Genomic DNA, 18,848 nt, shown 5'->3' on the forward strand with positions numbered 1-18,848 from the left:
CCCCTTCCTTTCCAAATTAAAAATAATCCCTACGTGAGCTCGCATATAAAAAAAGTACTTTTAAGTATAGCCGCGCTCAACTTGAGGAAAATTGAGCGCATCACAAAGAAAACTGTTTAGTTTTTATCTAACGATAATATTTATTTCCTAAACCGACCTTAACATGGAGGTTAAATTACACCTTACCACCCTAGATTTAAAATAAAAGCAACTGAAAACCCTTTTTAATACACATGGGGTTCTCATATAATTGAACCTGTAAACAAGGATAATTTTAAGGAGTTAATATGTTTACCAATAATAAGCCAAACCTTTTTTTGAGTACTCTGGTGCTCGTTACTTGCTCTGTATCTGCGCAAAGTAGTGAGTTGTTCTTAAAACAAGACAGTATCAGGGACAATGTACTGACGCAGGACAAGTTAACAACATTTACACCCGATTTCCGAGGCACGTACTTTATTGCCACCGACAGTCAAGGCAGTATTATTTCTGGAAACCAGATTCACCATACTCAGCCTCAACTTAATACCGCTGACAGTACCAAATACATTACTTTTGATGTGGTTAATGAAAGCGGCGTTAAAGCCACTTATTATGGTACTCCTTCACTAGACTTCAATGGTTGGTATGGGCATTGGGTAGATACTACTGAACAAAGTGGCGACTTTGAATTAACCATAGGTGATGGTACGGTTCCTAACCGCGCTTGCCAATTGGCAGATGAAAAGGTCAATATCAGTTCTTTTGAAGTCGCAACAACCAGCCATGGGAATATTAGTAACCTCAGTGACGGCGTTGTGGTTTATAGCTACAGTCATGTTTGGTTCTCCAAAGAAAAACAAGAGTCTATTTACGTTACATTGCCACAGGCAGAAGCAGTATCTAAAATCGCACTGGCACAAGGTTATAATTCTGCCACAACTTGGGTCACCACAAGCTGGAAGCTATACGGCAGTAACGATAAGCAGGTTTGGGCACCTATTGGATCAGGAGATAAGCCAGATTTCCCAGCGATGTCGGAATATTGTCTAGAGTCAAAGGCACATTACCAGTTTTATCGTCTCGATGTCTCAAATGACCTAGGTAATTATCTTAGCTTAGGCGAGCTAGAGCTTTATAAGTAACAAGCTGTATTCGTGCAAATTTAAGGACTGAAGTAATAGAGATAAAAGAGTTGCCTTTATGCTGAGTCAAGAGCGATTGGCTCAGCTTTTAGCCCGATAGTTGATTTTGTATAACCACTGTATAGGTTTACTAGATTAAAAGAACACTGACTATCAATGAGAGTAATGTGGAACAGTCAAACATATGCATAAGCCAAATGCTTATTAAGGTCATATCAATGTTAACACCCCCTATTTGTCTTCGTTGATAACGTCCCAAAACTCAGTACTTTTTAAAAGAGCAAGTGCGTCCTCTCCTCCTATATCCAAAGCTAACTGTGTAAGCCTTCTTACCTCTTTAAGGTTGCCCGTTTCTACAAACTCAAAGCGAGCCAACTGCACAATGCCTTCCACATTTTTTAATTCTATCGCGTGACTTAACTCCCCTACAACAACGTCATACTCTTCTTTAGAGAGCTTTAGCTCATTTTTTTGTGGCATATACTGATTGACCAGATTTATTCCGTGGTAAACATGTGCAATCTTGAGACCTAGCAAAGCTGAACTATAAAGCCATTTGTTGGCTAAATTGACATTTTTCTCCATATAGCTGCCCTGAGTCAAAATCATACCCACATTAAACTGAGCCTGTTTGCTATTTGCTTTCGCCGCATCGACAAGGTGATGAACTGCTTCTTCCATATGCGGTAACAACGTTTTTGGATAAACATTGAATACAACATATGCCATATTTTTGGAGGGGATATGCCCTAACTCAGCTCCTTTAAGGAACAGGTTGTAAGCTTTTTTTGGCGAGAAATCTTTACTTCCTTTTTGCTTATAATACTGATCTGCGATTTTATAATATTCTTCAGCAAGATCTTTTTCCTGTGCATTCACAGATGTTGTCACAATTAAAATCAATAAAACTATAAACTTCATTACTTATTCCTAAATCAAACTAGGCTAATTCATCCTTTGGGATTTATCTGTTCAATATGGAAATGAATAGCGTTATCCATACCTTTGGATTAAAAAAGCATTAACTCTGCAACTTTACCAGACAGATTTTAAGTTTTTTTTGATAAGAAGTCTTTGCTTACTGCCCTTCAATAAAAGTTTATTGCCTAAGAACAAAAAGAGTTAACATACACCTCACATTGATTCACTTTCTCAGAATGTTACGATAACATTCCACTGATTAATGGATAACCAATTGCAAACAGGAATTTTAAAATAATGCTTAGAATGATTTTTATGATAACGGCTAGCTCAACATTGGCTTTTACGAGCTACGCGTCAGATATCCCATTTAAAAACGGTGGCTTTGATTCGCCTTTTGACAAGGTAAGGTCACCAAACGTGCAACATAGCCCTTGGAAAGTGCAAGATTATGAAACAGGATACAATCCAAACACAATTTACAACTATGGTGGTCTTGTAACACGAGAGTATGATGCAAATACCAATAACTGGTACGCAAAGATCTATAGTCATCACGCAGAAGAATCACAGTGTAAGAATTATGGTATTAATTGCCATAGAGCGGAACTGTTCTATTCCCCAGATAGATATGACACTCACCCAGATTACCTTAATATCGACGGACAGCGAACACAAATTACATTTCGCTTTAAAGTAGACAGAATTTGGAACAAAGGATGCAGAGTAAAAGCACCGAACTCGCCATCAATTTGTTATTCAACTCTTATGCAATATGGTCCGCCATCAAATGCAGCTTACCCTGTTGCACCTATGATGAGCTTTGTTATTGCCAGATACCCGCAAGCAAATGAACGACCTGCAATATCACTACAGCATAAAGTGCATTGTGCTAAGCCAAGCAATAAAATCCATTACTCAGGCATATGCGACAACAAAGGAAACAGCATCGCTTCTTGGTCTGCTGATACCATCATCCCTATTGAAGTCGGACGTTGGTATGTTGCGTATTCACATGTACTTTGGAGTGAGCAAAACGGAGAGTTTTCAGCAGCAATAAAGCCAGAAGGTGGCACTTGGACACACTTCTCTAAAGATGGCCAATTATTTCATCATTTGCCCACTCGCGCAGCGAACGGCAAACACAACTTCAAAGCGGGTATTTATGGCCACGGCATAGATACTTCTGATGAAGAGTTAGTAATGTCATTCGATGACTTTAAATTCATAAACTAACGCATGCGCATGTTGTTATTCAACATGCCAAATAGCGCATAGGACGTCCAATTCAAGCTTTTATGATATTAGTAGAGGCAACAGAACAGACGATTAAAATTGAATAACCTTTAAGAAGTTAGGCTTTGTTCACATCCTAGCTTCTTAATATCTTCCAACCCATACCCACCAAAACGTCAAACAACACATATCAAGTAATTCAGTTTGTTGATTCGAAAGTTTGGTCATGACAAAGGCATTGAACCCGACTAGATGTTGTGCTGCGTAGCAAGCTCAAATCCATAGTTTCTAAAAAAAAGTCTAGACGCAAAGCGATTTAGGGAACTGATTACCCGTTATTCCCGGTTATATGTCCGAGCAACCAGTGATCACAAGTGATTAGTCATCGAAATACGGCTATATGAATAAATAATAATGAGGCAGTAAAAACTGCCCCGATATAGCTACTTAGCTTGACATAACACAAGTATTTACATGTATCTTCGTTAAATACGTTGGTATTACTTGCTGGCTCCTAAACAAGACTTCGTACCATATTTTAATTTTTAGATACGGCAAAGCTCAAAAGTAGGTCTAGTTGTAATTACGACTAACCACAGTGCAAGTATAAAGCCAAGGAGCTGCTTCACCAACGTTTTTACAACTATGCACCCAGGAATTTGGGTTAGCTGTTCGCGCTCGATTTGCTGCATCAGCAGCATCTTTAGCATATCCTATCCAAGTAGAAGTCCCAGCAAAAACACTGGCTGAAAATAATACAGCAAGGCTAGTTAACGTAACTTTAGATAAAACTGTTCTTTTCATGGTTATTCCTTTATTTAATTTAATTGAACTCGAATCAAGCACTCTTAACGAACAAAAACCACCCACACATTGGGTGAAAATTAATCATAGCAACAAAAATAAATATGTCCAATGTTTTTACTTATTAATAAAATTAACAAAGATACCACTCTAAAACCCAACTAAAAATTAAAATAAATCAAATAAAAACAATAACTAAAGATATAAACGCATTAACGTTAGACCCTTTACTCTCTAAACAGAAAATTAAAACACTTTCTTGTCTAAGATTTATTCAGGCAATGAGATAGCCCCTCCAAAATATGCGTCAATGCGCCAAACTGAAGGTGTAAATAACGAAAGTTATGAGTATTCACCTTGAAAGATGCTCCAATCACTATGTATCAGTCAATCTGGTACCCGTCGAATGCCTCTAAGGGCACAAATGAAAAGCTGCGCTAAATCTCAGGTTTTTTAAATAAGTATTGAGTTGCTTCTCTCATATTATTGTTGCGGTATACCCTGTATTAAACGTGCCTGACACGCTTTTCACTTCGAATATAACTAAGGTGTCACGGATATTTAATGAAGATCAAAATTTAGGCTATTTTTATTGGCTACAGTGCACAAAGGGCTAACGTAATTGGAATGTAGATACGAGAAAGAGAAACAAGTCTATTTTATTGAATTTTAAGGCGTCAAAACCCCTGAACTATTGCTTATTACTGAATGAGAACGACATTCTTTAGTAACTTTTTAACTAAAAACTTTCTTGAGGAGAATTGACCTACAATGTTCAAAAGAAGGGGGATTCGTACTCTTGAAAAAATACGATACAGTTGTAACAGCTATCTAAATTAAAAAGAACTTACCATATTATTTATTCACTATCTTCGCTGCGCTTATGTAAAAAATAGGTGTACAGAATTTTTTGGCTAAAATATAAACTTTTTCGCAATGGTGAATTTACAAACAATTTCGTAACACATGGTGGAGCAAGTTTAAATTGCTCCACACAATTAACTTACAGTAATACTGTAGGCTATTTTAGCAAGGGCAAGTTAATGCCATTGTAGTCGGGTGACCATCAGACACTGAACCACCGCCGCCAGAACATCTCATAGTGTAATCACCACAAAAGTATCTGTGTGTTTGACAACGATCAGTATCTGGCTCTAATACACCACCACCGATTTTTGGCGTCATAGCAGGGCTAATTGTATTGCTGTCCTTTGATAATTGTTTTAGTTTTTTCTTTTGTATATTAAGTTTCATAATAATTCCTTAATTGAAATGCAACACCATTATTACTCGATTCATTTTAACTTGCAACCATTGTTGTCATTTTATTAATAAGTTTATATTTTTATCGTTTTTAATTTGCCAACTTAGAGTATTGCACTCTTTTTGGCCTTATCTTTGCCTTCAAAGTTTAAACCTAAGATAAAATCTACTTTGGTCACATAATTCCTGACATCGATTTCAGCGTTTCTTCTATAAAACTCAGCACTGTCACATAACTGCCACTATGCAATCTTCTGCAATTTTAATCGCTCATTAATCAAAATGAATATCCTGCTATTCTTCTTTAATTGATTGATAAAAAGAGCTAGATACTAACTTCAATTAAACATGTCTCACGTTAGTAGTAATGGTCAGTAGCACCTAAGCAATCGCTTTTTGCATATTGTATCCAATATTTGACAATGCATCTTCAAACAGTTTATGGTTATTGGGTACTTACGGTACGTCGAATTAAATTAAGGATAAAAATAATGAAATTAAAATTAAGTAGTAAAAAGCTCAAATCGCTGTCTGAAAAACAAGTTTTACAAGGTAACAATACGCCGGCTGTTGCTGGAGGTGGAACCTGGACATGCCATAGCCACATAGGCCCTCCGGGAGCACCACAACAAACCTGTAACCCAAGCGGATTCGGCCGATTTTGCTGATCTGGTAAATTTGCCACCCCACTCGGTATCACTGCCCATTTAGGCCTACAGATCGCAACTGTTTAGTGAACAGCTAATCGAGTTGCAAAGGGTTTTGATTCTGGTTTAGTTGGACACCTCATCATAATGCTTAACGGAAGTCCGTTATTGAGACTCGAGGTGTCCATTAAGAAGAAGCTACTTAGATTGAAATTGCTGTCTTCTATTTTTTTAGCAGTTAAATTCCAAAGCAAGCCAGAATGTTAAGTAAAGGCGCGTAAAAGATTAAAATTGTGTATCCTCACAAATTGGAGTTATCTAAAACGGAAACAAATTTATAAACTTAACTATGTCCACATGCGGATAGCATTAAGTTCGTCACTAGCCTATGCCCGTCGCTTGTTGCCACAATGCAAGTTTCTGGTGGTATGACAGCAACCTTTTCCTGCCAGCCACGATTAAGCACAAGATAAATTCGCATTTCAATGATTCTATTAAATATAGTTGTGTAAAAACCTGCAACCACCTCCAATTACGCTGAATAGTTGTGTTTATTCATCACTAAAATTGATTTACCAATCCACGAGAGATTCAAACTATGACTTATGAACTACTTTACGCGCTGAGCTTATTTGCTTTTGTATCGTCAATCACACCGGGACCAAACAACTTGATATTGCTCAGCTCAGGCATAACGTTTGGAACAAGGCGCTGTATTCGCTTACTTTTAGGAATAAACCTCGGTTTCGCTGCGATGATATTGCTCGTTGGTGCAGGGATCGGTGAGCTGTTTACACGTTTTGCTGTGCTGCATGAAGTTTTAAAATGGCTAAGCGCGGCATACATACTGTACCTTGCGTTTAAAGTAGCCAGCACAACACCGATTGAATTTGAGTCACATGTTACTGCGCAACCTATGACCTTTTTCGAAGCCGTGATGTTTCAATGGATCAACCCTAAAGCTTGGTCAATGTCACTGTCTGCCATCACCATTTATACACCCTCAACACACTTTAGTTCAGTGGTGTTGGTTGCTGTGGTTTTTAGCTTAATCAATTTACCATGTATTTTATCTTGGTTATTGGTTGGCACTAAGCTCTCTAAATTAATAAAACACCCAAAATACTTTAGAGCACTCAATCTCGTACTCGCTTTCGTATTGGTAGCATCAATTGTGCCTACATTTATTCCGCTAGATTGAATTGGAATAGTTTACTATTTCAATAAATAAACATTTACATTTAATGTTAATTTAAATAACATTTTATTGACCTATAAAGTCAATCATAAAAAGTAATTAAGGCAGGATTCTTATGAAATTAAAGCTAGTTAAAAAGAACTATAAGCAACTAAGCAAAAATGCACACGCGGTTGGTAAAGATGCAACACCTATGGTCGCAGGTGGATTTACAAATGATTGGATAACTACAATATGTACCGAAACAAATGTTACCCAACACTGTAATACAGTGAGAGAAAGAACCTGCAATACGTGTAACACGGTAATGTGTTAAACGCAGATTTTATACATAAAGGGGCAGCTTTGCCCCTTTTCAAAATGGCATTATGCCGTTGTTAATGCGACCGACACCATTAAAAATACAAACGAAGCGACTAAATAAGAAATGATACCGACAGGCTTTTTGAAGAACTCGGGTACTTCAGTCCATATTTTTTCTTCAGCGGTTACGTGTTTATAATAGTCATAACATGCAAATTGTGCGCAGACTGCATGCGGCACAACCCAAAAAATAATCGCCGGAAAAGTAAAGCCTAGTATGCCTTCAAGCACAGTGAGTAAGCCATTGAATACCCAAATGCTCGCAAACATAAATCCAGCTTTCATCCACATTTTTTTGAAAAAATAATAAAGAGGTCCAAAAAACAACACAAAGAAATTAAGTGAAACGCTGATCCTGTCCTAGCTTGATAGGCCTTTATATTCCGGTGTTTTCATAATTGAAAACATAGATTGAGAATCCGCTCCAAGTTTTTTCAGTAAGTTAAATCTTTTCAGCCATTTGCCAGATAATTGATATTGCTCAAATTGTGAAGAGGTACCCAACTGCTTTTCTGCTGACTCTGTATTTGTTGATTCATTCATTATTTTAATCCCTATTATTTATACTCCGTTTGCGTCGCCAGCACGCAAAAGAAACGAGTTAGCCAACACTAACGCGCACACGCAATTCCTTTTGCTTTAAAAAGCTAGCATTAACAGCTAACGGTTTTTTAACGAATATATTTTACACACGGCCTTATGCTAAACCTGTCAAAAACTGTACACAATTTGAGCATAATTTAATTAATAATCGAAATATTTTGAAAAATAATATAAAAATCGAGATGCTTTTAGAGCCAAATAAAATGCTACCACTAAAAAATGCACACGCTTTTTAACGTGTGCATTTTTATGGTTTAATGAATTTTCGGGTTATTTATGAACGTTTTTGCTCTTCAACCCAATCATTAACGCGTCTTTCGAGGATAGACAATGGCATTGCGCCACCGCCTAATACCGTGTCGTGGAACCCTCTGATGTCAAACTTGTTTCCAAGTTCACGCTTGGCATTTTCACGCAACTCTAAGATCTTAATCATGCCAACTTTATAGGAAGCAGCCTGGCCAGGCATGATCATATACCTGCGTATTTCTGATCGAACGGCTGTTTCCTGAATTGGCACATTCGATTTGAAATAAGACACTGCTTTCTCTTCAGACCACCCTTTCGCGTGAATGCCAGTATCGACAACAAGCCTTACCGCACGCCACATTTCATTTGATAAGCGCCCAAAATCACTGTACGGATCTTGGTAAGCGCCCATTTCTTTCGCGAGTTGCTCAGAGTACAAACCCCATCCCTCAGAGTAAGCAGTAAAGTGCGCTTTTGTTCTAAACTCTGGGATCCCTTCAAGCTCTTGAGCAATTGATAATTGCATATGGTGCCCAGGGTTACCTTCATGGTAAGCAATTGACTCCATTGTATTCTTCGGCATACTCGTCATATCAATTAAGTGAGCGTAGTATACGCCCGGACGAGAACCATCTTTTGTGCCTGGCATGTAGTGCTGAGCTGCACCTGGGCGCTCGCGGAAAGACTCAACGCGTTTAACCACCAGCTCTGACTTAGGCAATATACCAAAATATTCCGGCAGCTTTTCATTAATGCCATCTAAATACGCGACTGAATCGTCAATGTACCCTTGCCTTCCTGAATCGTTGTTTTCATAGAAGAACTGCGGATCATTACGGAAAAACTCAAAAAACTCTTCCAATGACCCTTTAAATCCAACCTGCTTGACGATTTTTAGCATTTCCCTTTGTAAACGTGCAACTTCATCAAGGCCAATTTGATGAATTTGATCCGAGGTTAAGCTCGTTGAAGTCTGGTTGGCAAGTCTGTAGTTATAAAACGCTTTACCATTAGGTTGATCGCCAACGCCATAACCATCTTGCTGTTGTAGATTTGCCATGTCTTGTTCAAACCAATCAATCAAATTCGAATAGCTCTTATTAAACACGCCTGTGAGCGCCGATTTAGTATCACCTAACACTTTGTCTGCTTCAGCTTGTGTGATTTTTTTATCATCAACTAGCTTTTGAACTTTTTTCTTCGCATCTGCCCACAATGGCGCATCATTTTCGCTATCAGAGAATGGTGCACCCGTTATGATGTTTTTTGACTGTGTGATCACACCTTCATAGGAAAATTTAGGCGGTCTTACGCCCTTTTTAGCTTTTTGCTGAGCTTGCTCAAGTAGCTCCTCTAGTGCCTCAGAACCCTTAACTAAACGGCTATTGTAGGCATGCATGTCTTCCAACGTATCAACCTTGTGGAAGTTAATCATAAATTGAGCAAACCAAGACTGGATCCCAAACATATGATTAAACACATATTCGTTTTCTGAAAACTTAAACTCTAGCTTTTCTTGCTCATAATCGTATATCCACAGGTCATAGGATATCTTTGCTTCAGCGTCTAGCTTGCTGTAATCAAATTGAGACCTAAGCTCTGCAACTGTACCAGCCAACCAAGTTAAATTGCGTTTATCCGCCTTCAATGAAACATCATCAATTTCGTCGTATTTATCCTTACGACCATAAATGGTCATAGTCATTGGGCTCATTTGTAATTGTTGTTCGTATTTGTCTGCAAACCACGCATTTAATCTTTGCGACTCTGTTTCTACACTAACTTGTACGCTTTTTTGAACCTGTGTAGCTGATGGGTTAGCCTGTGAATTCACATTACTTGCTTGGCATCCAGCCAAAATAGCGGCAACTGAAATCGCGAGAATTGATTTATACATTATTCGTCTCTCCTGGAACTTTTTCAGATACACTAAATAAAAACCTCAAGTAGGCCAACCAATTACAAAGGTAATTTGTAACGAAAGATGAAAATAGTTACAGAAATTCCCCAGATACAACACCATTGAGTTATTTAAAAAACGACGTCTAAATAATTGATAACCCTGAACTATCGCTGTTTCATTAACGCAACAGCCAGACCTGAACTAACAAAGGTGACGCCTGCGGAAACGTTTAAACCCTGCAACACTTTTGGTCGATTTTTTAGGATGTTTTTAAGTTGAGTTGAAAATACCCCCATCAGTGCAAAGCCAATACTTGTCAGTAACGCAAACCAAACACCGTATCCCAACATTTGTAGAGATACACTGCCAAGCGCTGGGTTTACAAACTGCGGGACAAACGCGAGTACAAATATGCCAGGCTTGGGATTTAAAGCAGCAGATAAAAAACCTGTCGCAAAAATTGAACTTAAAGGTTTGGCTTTAACAGGCTCAATAGCAATCAAGTTTTGATTACGAATTACTTTTATGCCCAACCAAATGAGATAGCTCGCGCCAATGAACTTTACGACGTAAAAAGCTACGGTAGATGTTTGCAGCAATAGCGTTAGGCCAGCCGTTGCCGCAAAAACATGAAATAAGATCCCAACGCCAGACGCACTGGCAGAAACACAGGCTGCGAGCTTACCTTGGCTAACGCCTCTAGCAATGGCCAAAATATTATCTGGGCCCGGTGAGATAACTAACAAAATACACGCTGATGTATAGGCAATAAAAACGTCGATAGGGAACATGGAAAACCTCCTTGATTGTACAGTGTACATTAGAGGCTGCTGTTTATATTTAGTTCAAATTTACTTTGAAATTATCAACTTGAGGAAAGCTAGAGCAACAAATTACAAATGTAGCATGATTGCATCTTGCTCACTTTTACGCATTTTTTTCACCACCAGTAAATAGGAGTTGTCGATCATTCGCTCTATTTCACCTTTGGGCACAGTACCGTCTAATATAATTGTATTCCAATGTTGTTTGTTCATATGGTAACCCGGTATCACCGCATCGAAAATATCTCGGAGCATCAAGGCTTCATGGGGATCACATTTTAAGTTTAACCACCATGTCGTATTCTGAGACTGAGTACTACGCATTTTTTCAGGCGAAAGCGTGGCAAACATTTTGCCCTTAACTTTATATACATCCACCCCTTCACCAAAAGGCTGGCTTACGTCACTGAAAGGTTTTGCCATTAAATAATCATGAACAGCGCGATCTATAGACATGTTTTAATCCTTGGTGACAAATTGGATCTGGGCAACGTCAATCAATACCACCAACACAGAATCCTGATTAAATAATTGAGCATACTGTTTGCCTAACTTGTTGGCCGCTTCAATATCTGCTGCTGATGCGTTATATATTGTAATGACCTTTGCATGTTCCTTTTTTCCCTTATAGTAGCCCACAGAGTCAGCAACGCTAAACCCGGTAAACGTGTTTGCCACTTGGTTTGACTCAAATTGTTGCCACTGCTGCGGCGTAACTACGCCACCTGTCGGAATTGATAAACCAAAATACATTTTAATGCCTGTACTTTGGGGTTGAATGGCTGCTGGTTGAGACGTTTTTGCGTGAATTGTACTGGTGGGATTCACACATCCTGACAACATAATGAAACAAACTAGTCCTATAACGCTTTTGTAATTCACCTCATACTCCTTTTGAGTTCATATTTGTAAGAGTCGTTTAAGCTTTTAAAACCATAATATACGTTCTAGCCGAGCACCGACCCGACAACCGCAGCGACAAAAGCAGCGTTAACATGCTGCTTTTACGTTTAATACGTGCAGCAATTAAGCGTGCAATTTAAGGTACTTTTTCACCTTTTTCATCGCCATTTTTTGCTTCAGCGGCGATAGGTAGTCGATAAATAAATTACCGTGAAGGTGGTCTATTTCATGTTGCATGACAATCGCTAAAAACTCATCACTTTGAACTTCAATTGGGTTGCCGTCGCGGTCTTGCGCTTTTACAGTGACCGAAGTGAAACGCTCAACTTCAGCGAAATAGTCTGGTACAGACAAACAGCCCTCTTGGCCTTTTTCTTTATTTTTACCTTCAAACACTTCTGGGTTTACCAAAATCAATGGGTCGTTTCGCTCATCTGAAATATCGATCACCACGACCGCTTCTTCTCTACCAACCTGTGTCGCAGCAAGCCCAATACCATTGCTTGTCGCATACATGGTCTCTAGCATGTCGTCAATTAATGCCTGGATAGACGCAACATCTTCTACCTTTTTTGCTTTTATTTTTAATCTTGGATCTGGTGCAGTTAAAATTTCTAAAACAGCCATAGTTAGTTTAATTACTCGTTTAAATATTTTGAAAATCAACAGGCAAACCGCCTTGTTGTAAAAAGAGGGTCTATATGCACGGAACAATGAAGTGCTTTAGTGCTGGGGGATCAAACCAGCGCCGCCAAGTTATCGTAATCTAATAACAAATGCAACCAACCCACAGGGCTGAGAAAAACACCTAAGTCCACGCATTGTATGTCCTGTTATACGTTCAAAGTAGCTTATCAGCGTAAGCAAACACTGAGGGGGCTCCGCCGGTATGCCAAAACAGAATTTGTTGACCACTGACCAGTTCACCTGAGCCTATTTTATCCACCATTGCTGCAAATGCCCTTCCAGTATAAACAGGGTCTAATAGTATCCCTTCCGTTTTTGCTAACAGTTGAATCGCCGACTTTTCGGGCTCACTCAGTACTCCATAGCCAGCGCCAAGATAACCATCATCCAATATCACGTCTTCTGAGTTAAATACTTGGTTTAAATTAAGCGCGTCTGATGTTGAATTTGCCAGAGCCAATACACTTTGCTTAAATTCTCCAGCGCTCGATTCAGCTTTATCAATTTGAATACCCGTAAGCATATATTGATGTTTAAGCATAGACTTTACAATCATCAGCCCAGCGTGCGTGCCGCCAGAGCTGGAGGCGAAAAACACATGACTTAACGTATCAGTGTCTATTTGCGCCGCCAGTTCAAAGCCCGCTTCAACAAACCCAATCGCTCCAAGCTCATTTGAGCCGCCGTATGGGATCACATAAGGTTTGTAGCCTTGAGATTTCAAGTCTTCTACAAAGCGAGGAATATCTTCCCCTTTGCGATTGTCTTTACAGTAATGGAGTTGGGCACCAAATAAAGTATCGAGCAGTAGGTTCCCCGTAGACTCCTCAGGTTTATCGCCACCTAACAATAAATGACATGACAAATTAAGTTTTGCTGCCGCCGCCGCAGTTTGCCTGCAATGATTCGATTGTTGTGCCCCCGCCGTTACGACGGTGTCACATCCTTTGGCTAACGCATCACCAAGAATATATTCTAGCTTTCTGGTTTTATTCCCTCCCAAGGCTAGGCCTGTTAAGTCGTCACGTTTCATTAAAATCTCTGGGCCACCTAAATGGCGAGACAAATTAGTGAGCTTAACAACCGGTGTTGGGAAAAAACCCAGTTCAGCTTTTGGGAAATCTTGCAAAATTTTTCGATTATCCATAACCATATCCAACTAAATACACTGATGTCAGTCTACCTAGATTGCGTGTCTTTACAATAAATTACTGTTACCAGCTTTTCTGTCTCTTCATATGTCGACAAACCTAGATAATACGTTCACCACACTCCACAACACCAATAACTTTACGCCAGTTAAAAATATGCTTGGTATCTTCGTCCTACTCATAACAAAACAAAGGAGTTAACTTATGAAGCATATTGCTTTTGCACTACTGTGCGTATTGAGCTTGTTTGCTCAAGCCTCTTACCTTGACTACAAATATGAGCATCTACCTACCGAGCATACAATCCAGTCAGCTGTTTTAGGTGAAGCGCGAAAAGTCTGGGTTATTCTACCGGAAGACTACCACGCACCAGAAAACAGTGATAAGCAATACCCTGTTGTTTACACCACCGATGGCGAAAACTTGCAGTACTTAACGGGCCACAATATGTGGTTTTTACAGCGCTCCAACATGCTGCCGCAGGCCATTTTAGTTGCGATCAATACTCGCCACCATAGAGTTCGAGATTTAACACCAACAGTACCAAAAAATGGCCCCACACCTGAGGTTTCTGGACAAAGCCTCAAACTTGAAACCTTTATAAAAGATGAAGTGATCCCATTTGTAGATAACACATACAGAACCGATGATTTTAGAGTGCTATCTGGTCATTCCTTAGGCGGCTTGTTTACCATCACCAGTTTATTGTCGGATCAATTACAGCCACTATTTAAGGGCTATGTCGCTATTGACCCATCACTGTGGTGGGACAACAGCATTGTTGCAAAATGGGTAAACGATGCACAAGACACGCTCAAGGAAAGCGTACTTTCAGTGTACATGGTGGCAGCTCATGAAGAAAATATCCCACCTGAGCATCAAGCGCTATACTTAGCACATATCAATGCCATTGACGACACCGCAAAGCTCTTAATTGATACAGACTCAACGACAATCCGCTACGACATTACCCATGACGAGAATCACCGTTCTGTACTACATATCGGTATATTTCGTGGCTTAAGAGAAGTATTTAAATGCTACCCGACAGTATGCCCAAAAGAGAACGAAGAAGATTCAAGTAACGACTAAGTCTCTGCGTCAATTCGGAGGTGCCCCTTGCGCCTCTTTTCTTTTGCAAAGAGGGTTTTGGGGATAGTTAGTCAATAAACTCGGCATGCTGTTTGCCATCATCACCAATATGCTCCCAACTCGCTTTACAGCTTACCCATAAATGGTGCACTACTTTAGCATTTTCCAAATCGGTGTTGGAGATCAGACCTACTGGTACATACATACGCTGTTCGTCGTTTTTGCCCGGTAAATTAGACCCACATTCAATGCAAAAGCTACAGAGCCAATCATGGTTTGGTTTGTGCCATGTTTTAATAAACTCTTGACCATTTACCCAAACAAAGTCACTGTTATTGACAACTGCCACCGACACACCATTGCCACCACCGGCCTTGCGGCAAATAGAACAATGACAAATATAAATATGCTTAATAGGCGAACGCACTTCAAACTGCACAGCATTGCAGTTACAGCTACCCTTTGCCAATTTTATCCCCTTCAAACAGCTATGTTTAACTCATTGTTTCTATTGTAAGAACAATTATATCCTGATCGCAAGGTGATAAAACACAGATGACTTAGCGAACACAAGATTCCTTTTCTAAACTTAGTGCATCAAATTAATCAAGGCACTGAACTATGGCTTTTAGCACAGGGCTTTTAATCCTCTTATTCGTGATTTTTGCGCTTTTTATTGGTGCGTTTGTCAGACATATTTTAAAAGGGACGCAAGTCCCCTACACCGTGGCTCTATTGCTTTTGGGCATAGCTATCGGTCTACTGCAACGCGGCGAGCTTTTCGATGCTTATGCACCTGAGTTTGGGCATAGCCTCGCCTTAGTCGCTGAAATAGATTCCCATCTATTCTTATATTTATTTTTGCCAACCTTGATATTTGAAAGTGCCTTTGCAATGGAAGTGCATCTGTTCAGACGCATGTTTACCCAAATTGCCATTTTGGCTGTGCCCGGACTCATGCTGGCGATTTGGTTAACCGCTGAATTGATTTTTGCCATTGTGCCTGATGGCTGGGGGTGGAGCTGGGCTATTTGTTTAATGTTTGGCGCTTTGATCAGTGCAACAGATCCCGTTGCCGTTGTTGCGTTGCTCAAAGAAGTCAGCTCGCGGAAACGACTTGAAACATTAATTGAGGGAGAGTCTTTGCTCAACGATGGCACAGCCATTGTGTTCTTTTCGTTATTTTTTGCCTGGGTTACTGCCATGTACAGTGGTGATGCCGCGGCTGGCCTTTCCTCCCCTTTGCATGTCACCCTTGAGTTTTTGCAAGTCGTTTTAGTTGGTTTAGTCATTGGCGTCATCGTTGGCGGCTTGTGCATCATGTGGATTGAGCATGTTTTCAATGACCCCATGATAGAGATCTCATTAACCATTGCTGCTGCCTATTCAGTATTTTTTATCGCTGAAAACTTTCACGTATCTGGTGTTGTTGCGGTAGTAACACTCGCAATTATGTTCGCTAGCATCGGTAGAACACGCATTAGCCCAGAAGTGGCCGGGTTTTTACATCATTTTTGGGAAATGATGGCCCATATGGCCAACACGCTTATCTTTTTGCTGGTAGGCATTTTAGTCGCCATTCGAGTGCCTTTAAATGACATGCAAGCATGGCAAATGCTGTTGTTTTTATACGTGGGTATTTTGCTTATCCGCGCAACCTCTATTGCTGTATTTATGCCAGCTTTATCCAGACTGGGGATTGGCATTAACTTTCCCAAAGCGGCTGTACTATGTTGGGGAGGATTACGAGGCGCGGTATCTTTGGCTTTGGCATTGGCCGTAGTTGCAAGTGATGTGATCCCCAAAGAAATTGGTGATCGGGTGTTGTTTTTATGTGCAGGCATTGTGGTATTAACGATATTGGTCAATGGCTCTACCATGGGCACGCTATTAAAGCTGTTAGGTTTAAACTCGTTGCCACCAGCAAAACAAGCTACAGTCGATAAGGCACAAGCAAAGATCAGCAATGAACTTCATGACATGTTGCCTGTGATGATGACCAATCCTTTTCTACAAGGTGCAGACTGGGAAACCGTTAAACAAAAGTCAAGATTACAGGCACTTGATGAGCTTGAACCCGATGCCAATATCACAGACGATGAGCTCAATACAGCCTATAAAAGGCGGCTACTTGAAACGGAACGAAAGCACTACTGGACACAGTTTGAGCAAGGCATGTTGAGTAAACAAGCAACCAGTAAATTGGTTGAGGCCGTGGAGGCAGCCTTAGATGGAGAACCAACCATTAGCCCTAGAACACGGATCTACACAGTGTGGCAAACGCCAAAATGGTTGCAGCCACTTAGACAATACACTTGGCTAAACAAACTGCTACTTAAGTTTTTTTTCAACAAACTGGCCTTAGGCTATGACATTGCCCGCGGATTTATGCATGCACAAGAGGCCCTGCAAAGCCACATCCAAGCTCTAGCACCTAGCCAAATGGCGGCAGATGCCGTGATGCAAGCAGTCAATGACAATAAGTCCCGAACACTTGAACGCATGAATGAGTTACACGATAGTTTTCCTGAAATTATTCAATCATTACAAACACAGGCTGCCACAAGGTTACTGCTCAATAGAGAGCGCGCAGTGATCAATGCACAATTAAAACAAGCGGTTTTAGACAAACCAGAGGCACAGCGCTTGTTGTGTAGCGTCGAAGATAAAATGGCCAGCTTACAAAATGAGTCAATTTTTAAGTCAACGCAGGAGCAACAATTTACCAACGACATTCCCTGGGCGAAAAATTTACCACTTGAAACTCGAGAAAAGCTTTCGTCGTTTGTTGAACACAGCGTTTATGAGGCGGAGCAGCTTATTTGTGGCGCTGATCGCCCCCTCAACAAAATTGGCATTATTAGTCGCGGCAGCGTGAAAGAACAGTGGTTAATGGTGACAGAAGAAGGGAAAAAACACACTTGCACCAGTAAAGGGCCCGGCGAGTCAATCGCGTTAATGGCCTTGCTCACCGGAACAAGCAAAACAGAATGTGTCAGCGAAACCCCTTGTGATGTGATGTGGCTCCCCTGTGACAAGCTGAAACAACTTATGCAACAAGATAGCCAGCTCACACAGGTAATTTGCAAACTAATGCAGGATTATTCGGTATGAATTACTGAATTTTTATACTTTATGGTTCGTTTTTTACTTCGCGTATCAGCTGCGTCACAGTATGTTGACTATAAACTTTAATGCCATTGGCTATCAATAATTGCGCTGTCACACCTGCACCTGGGATCTTCTTTCCACTAAATGTGCCATCGTAAATTTGTTGACTGCCACATGAAGGGCTACCTTCTGCCAAAATCGCGTATTTGATCCCATGCTGCCGACAGAGCGAAAGCGCTTGGCGCGCGCCTTTTAAAAACGCACTAGTTACATCAACACCATCATCACCAATAACAGTTGCAGTGTGGTTTAACACATCACGTCCATTCCCCCCGATAATCTCTGCTGGCGCTCTCGGAATTGGCAATCCTGCCGACACTTCCGGACAAAACACTGTAAGCTCAACGTTCAGTTCCAACCACCCTTTGTCTGACATGTCCAAAGACAAGCTACTGCCGTTGTATCGCACTTTATTGCCTACCAAACATGCACTTACAAATACTTTTTGCATCCGTATTCCACTTGCAAAACCCAATTCAGGGCAAGTTTAACGTAAAAAAACAAGAAAGTGATCACCGTACAGCTATCAGGCTTGAGTTTATGCTCAAATGTATTGAATTTGTTTATACCACTGCCATTAATTTAAAGTAGTATAACTACTCTATAGGCATTTATATTCCGAAAATAAAGTATAAATAAGATATAAAACCATATTTAAGATCTATTTAAGAATTAATATGCAATATAAACCCTGCTTTGCATACGTATT

20 protein-coding genes are annotated in these 18,848 nt (G+C 40.1%); 7 read left to right on the plus strand and 13 right to left on the minus strand.

The features are described 5' to 3' along the window. The first annotated feature begins 287 nt into the window (after positions 1 to 287). Positions 288 to 1,124 (plus strand): hypothetical protein, encoded by an 837-nt coding sequence (locus J8M00_RS09370; RefSeq protein WP_211010002.1) that lies wholly within the window; start codon positions 288 to 290, stop codon positions 1,122 to 1,124. A 231-nt stretch (positions 1,125 to 1,355) separates the two neighbouring features. Here J8M00_RS09370 and J8M00_RS09375 read toward each other — a convergent pair whose 3' ends face one another. Further along, positions 1,356 to 2,045, minus strand: a complete 690-nt coding sequence (locus J8M00_RS09375) for a sel1 repeat family protein (RefSeq protein ID WP_211010003.1) — start codon at positions 2,043 to 2,045, stop codon at positions 1,356 to 1,358. A gap of 297 nt (positions 2,046 to 2,342) precedes the next feature. On the opposite strand from J8M00_RS09375, the gene J8M00_RS09380 reads away from it, so the two are divergent. Next, complete coding sequence (locus J8M00_RS09380; RefSeq protein WP_211010004.1) at positions 2,343 to 3,281, plus strand: hypothetical protein; 939 nt, start codon at positions 2,343 to 2,345, stop codon at positions 3,279 to 3,281. A gap of 573 nt (positions 3,282 to 3,854) precedes the next feature. On the opposite strand, the gene J8M00_RS09385 is transcribed toward J8M00_RS09380, so the two are convergent. Further along, on the minus strand, positions 3,855 to 4,085 hold the full coding sequence (locus tag J8M00_RS09385) for a hypothetical protein (RefSeq protein WP_211010005.1): 231 nt from the start codon (positions 4,083 to 4,085) through the stop codon (positions 3,855 to 3,857). A 1,026-nt stretch (positions 4,086 to 5,111) separates the two neighbouring features. Next, positions 5,112 to 5,339 (minus strand): hypothetical protein, encoded by a 228-nt coding sequence (locus tag J8M00_RS09390; RefSeq protein ID WP_211010006.1) that lies wholly within the window; start codon positions 5,337 to 5,339, stop codon positions 5,112 to 5,114. Positions 5,340 to 5,839: 500 nt separating this feature from the next. Here J8M00_RS09390 and J8M00_RS09395 point away from each other — a divergent pair, with 500 nt between their 5' ends. The 3 genes from J8M00_RS09395 to J8M00_RS09405 all read left to right on the plus strand — a co-directional run bounded on the left by J8M00_RS09395 (position 5,840) and on the right by J8M00_RS09405 (position 7,509). Next, on the plus strand, positions 5,840 to 6,016 hold the full coding sequence (locus J8M00_RS09395; protein ID WP_211010007.1) for a hypothetical protein: 177 nt from the start codon (positions 5,840 to 5,842) through the stop codon (positions 6,014 to 6,016). A gap of 577 nt (positions 6,017 to 6,593) precedes the next feature. Beyond that, positions 6,594 to 7,196 (plus strand): LysE family translocator, encoded by a 603-nt coding sequence (locus J8M00_RS09400; protein ID WP_211010008.1) that lies wholly within the window; start codon positions 6,594 to 6,596, stop codon positions 7,194 to 7,196. A gap of 112 nt (positions 7,197 to 7,308) precedes the next feature. Beyond that, on the plus strand, positions 7,309 to 7,509 hold the full coding sequence (locus tag J8M00_RS09405) for a hypothetical protein (protein ID WP_211010009.1): 201 nt from the start codon (positions 7,309 to 7,311) through the stop codon (positions 7,507 to 7,509). A gap of 50 nt (positions 7,510 to 7,559) precedes the next feature. Here the strand turns inward: J8M00_RS09405 and J8M00_RS09410 are convergent, their stop codons facing one another. The 8 genes from J8M00_RS09410 to J8M00_RS09445 all read right to left on the minus strand — a co-directional run bounded on the left by J8M00_RS09410 (position 7,560) and on the right by J8M00_RS09445 (position 13,872). After that, positions 7,560 to 7,826 (minus strand): hypothetical protein, encoded by a 267-nt coding sequence (locus J8M00_RS09410; RefSeq protein ID WP_211010010.1) that lies wholly within the window; start codon positions 7,824 to 7,826, stop codon positions 7,560 to 7,562. 90 nt (positions 7,827 to 7,916) lie between these two features. Beyond that, the gene (locus J8M00_RS09415; RefSeq protein ID WP_211010011.1) at positions 7,917 to 8,099 is read right to left on the minus strand and encodes a hypothetical protein; all 183 of its coding nucleotides are present in this window, start codon (positions 8,097 to 8,099) and stop codon (positions 7,917 to 7,919) included. A gap of 334 nt (positions 8,100 to 8,433) precedes the next feature. Beyond that, positions 8,434 to 10,305, minus strand: coding sequence for a DUF885 domain-containing protein (locus J8M00_RS09420; protein WP_211010012.1), 1,872 nt, complete (start codon positions 10,303 to 10,305; stop codon positions 8,434 to 8,436). Positions 10,306 to 10,475: 170 nt separating this feature from the next. Next, positions 10,476 to 11,102: a LysE family translocator gene (locus J8M00_RS09425; RefSeq protein ID WP_211010013.1), complete on the minus strand. Its 627-nt coding sequence runs from the start codon at positions 11,100 to 11,102 to the stop codon at positions 10,476 to 10,478. Between the two features lie 102 nt (positions 11,103 to 11,204). Continuing rightward, complete coding sequence (locus J8M00_RS09430; protein WP_211010014.1) at positions 11,205 to 11,591, minus strand: MmcQ/YjbR family DNA-binding protein; 387 nt, start codon at positions 11,589 to 11,591, stop codon at positions 11,205 to 11,207. Positions 11,592 to 11,594: 3 nt separating this feature from the next. After that, positions 11,595 to 12,017, minus strand: coding sequence for a DUF3574 domain-containing protein (locus J8M00_RS09435; RefSeq protein WP_211010015.1), 423 nt, complete (start codon positions 12,015 to 12,017; stop codon positions 11,595 to 11,597). Positions 12,018 to 12,161: 144 nt separating this feature from the next. Beyond that, a complete protein-coding gene (gene def, locus J8M00_RS09440) occupies positions 12,162 to 12,665 on the minus strand; it encodes a peptide deformylase (protein ID WP_211010016.1) in 504 nt (167 codons plus the stop codon). A gap of 214 nt (positions 12,666 to 12,879) precedes the next feature. After that, positions 12,880 to 13,872: a D-cysteine desulfhydrase family protein gene (locus J8M00_RS09445; protein WP_211010017.1), complete on the minus strand. Its 993-nt coding sequence runs from the start codon at positions 13,870 to 13,872 to the stop codon at positions 12,880 to 12,882. Positions 13,873 to 14,080: 208 nt separating this feature from the next. On the opposite strand from J8M00_RS09445, the gene J8M00_RS09450 reads away from it, so the two are divergent. Beyond that, entirely contained in the window at positions 14,081 to 14,968 is an 888-nt protein-coding gene (locus J8M00_RS09450) for an alpha/beta hydrolase (protein WP_211010018.1), read from the plus strand. A 67-nt stretch (positions 14,969 to 15,035) separates the two neighbouring features. Here J8M00_RS09450 and J8M00_RS09455 read toward each other — a convergent pair whose 3' ends face one another. After that, on the minus strand, positions 15,036 to 15,437 hold the full coding sequence (locus J8M00_RS09455) for a GFA family protein (protein ID WP_211010019.1): 402 nt from the start codon (positions 15,435 to 15,437) through the stop codon (positions 15,036 to 15,038). Between the two features lie 152 nt (positions 15,438 to 15,589). Between J8M00_RS09455 and J8M00_RS09460 the strand changes: the two genes are divergently transcribed. Continuing rightward, on the plus strand, positions 15,590 to 18,082 hold the full coding sequence (locus tag J8M00_RS09460; protein ID WP_211010020.1) for a cation:proton antiporter: 2,493 nt from the start codon (positions 15,590 to 15,592) through the stop codon (positions 18,080 to 18,082). 19 nt (positions 18,083 to 18,101) lie between these two features. Here J8M00_RS09460 and J8M00_RS09465 read toward each other — a convergent pair whose 3' ends face one another. Further along, a complete protein-coding gene (locus tag J8M00_RS09465) occupies positions 18,102 to 18,590 on the minus strand; it encodes a DUF523 domain-containing protein (RefSeq protein WP_211010021.1) in 489 nt (162 codons plus the stop codon). Between the last annotated feature and the right edge of the window lie 258 nt (positions 18,591 to 18,848).

It is taken from the genome of Pseudoalteromonas luteoviolacea, from assembly GCF_018100925.1.
GTDB lineage: Bacteria > Pseudomonadota > Gammaproteobacteria > Enterobacterales > Alteromonadaceae > Pseudoalteromonas > Pseudoalteromonas obscura.

Excerpts from the sequence above, each read along its gene's own strand:
- J8M00_RS09370 (WP_211010002.1), top strand. The coding sequence starts at position 288 with ATGTTTACCAATAATAAGCCAAACCTTTTTTTGAGTACTCTGGTGCTC.
- J8M00_RS09445 (WP_211010017.1), bottom strand. The coding sequence starts at position 13,872 with ATGGATAATCGAAAAATTTTGCAAGATTTCCCAAAAGCTGAACTGGGT.
- J8M00_RS09375 (WP_211010003.1), bottom strand. The coding sequence starts at position 2,045 with ATGAAGTTTATAGTTTTATTGATTTTAATTGTGACAACATCTGTGAAT.
- J8M00_RS09380 (WP_211010004.1), top strand. The coding sequence starts at position 2,343 with ATGCTTAGAATGATTTTTATGATAACGGCTAGCTCAACATTGGCTTTT.
- J8M00_RS09420 (WP_211010012.1), bottom strand. The coding sequence starts at position 10,305 with ATGTATAAATCAATTCTCGCGATTTCAGTTGCCGCTATTTTGGCTGGA.
- J8M00_RS09425 (WP_211010013.1), bottom strand. The coding sequence starts at position 11,102 with ATGTTCCCTATCGACGTTTTTATTGCCTATACATCAGCGTGTATTTTG.
- J8M00_RS09450 (WP_211010018.1), top strand. The coding sequence starts at position 14,081 with ATGAAGCATATTGCTTTTGCACTACTGTGCGTATTGAGCTTGTTTGCT.
- J8M00_RS09465 (WP_211010021.1), bottom strand. The coding sequence starts at position 18,590 with ATGCAAAAAGTATTTGTAAGTGCATGTTTGGTAGGCAATAAAGTGCGA.
- J8M00_RS09460 (WP_211010020.1), top strand. The coding sequence starts at position 15,590 with ATGGCTTTTAGCACAGGGCTTTTAATCCTCTTATTCGTGATTTTTGCG.
- J8M00_RS09430 (WP_211010014.1), bottom strand. The coding sequence starts at position 11,591 with ATGTCTATAGATCGCGCTGTTCATGATTATTTAATGGCAAAACCTTTC.
- J8M00_RS09400 (WP_211010008.1), top strand. The coding sequence starts at position 6,594 with ATGACTTATGAACTACTTTACGCGCTGAGCTTATTTGCTTTTGTATCG.
- J8M00_RS09390 (WP_211010006.1), bottom strand. The coding sequence starts at position 5,339 with ATGAAACTTAATATACAAAAGAAAAAACTAAAACAATTATCAAAGGAC.
- J8M00_RS09415 (WP_211010011.1), bottom strand. The coding sequence starts at position 8,099 with ATGAATGAATCAACAAATACAGAGTCAGCAGAAAAGCAGTTGGGTACC.
- def (WP_211010016.1), bottom strand. The coding sequence starts at position 12,665 with ATGGCTGTTTTAGAAATTTTAACTGCACCAGATCCAAGATTAAAAATA.
- J8M00_RS09395 (WP_211010007.1), top strand. The coding sequence starts at position 5,840 with ATGAAATTAAAATTAAGTAGTAAAAAGCTCAAATCGCTGTCTGAAAAA.
- J8M00_RS09405 (WP_211010009.1), top strand. The coding sequence starts at position 7,309 with ATGAAATTAAAGCTAGTTAAAAAGAACTATAAGCAACTAAGCAAAAAT.
- J8M00_RS09410 (WP_211010010.1), bottom strand. The coding sequence starts at position 7,826 with ATGTTTGCGAGCATTTGGGTATTCAATGGCTTACTCACTGTGCTTGAA.
- J8M00_RS09385 (WP_211010005.1), bottom strand. The coding sequence starts at position 4,085 with ATGAAAAGAACAGTTTTATCTAAAGTTACGTTAACTAGCCTTGCTGTA.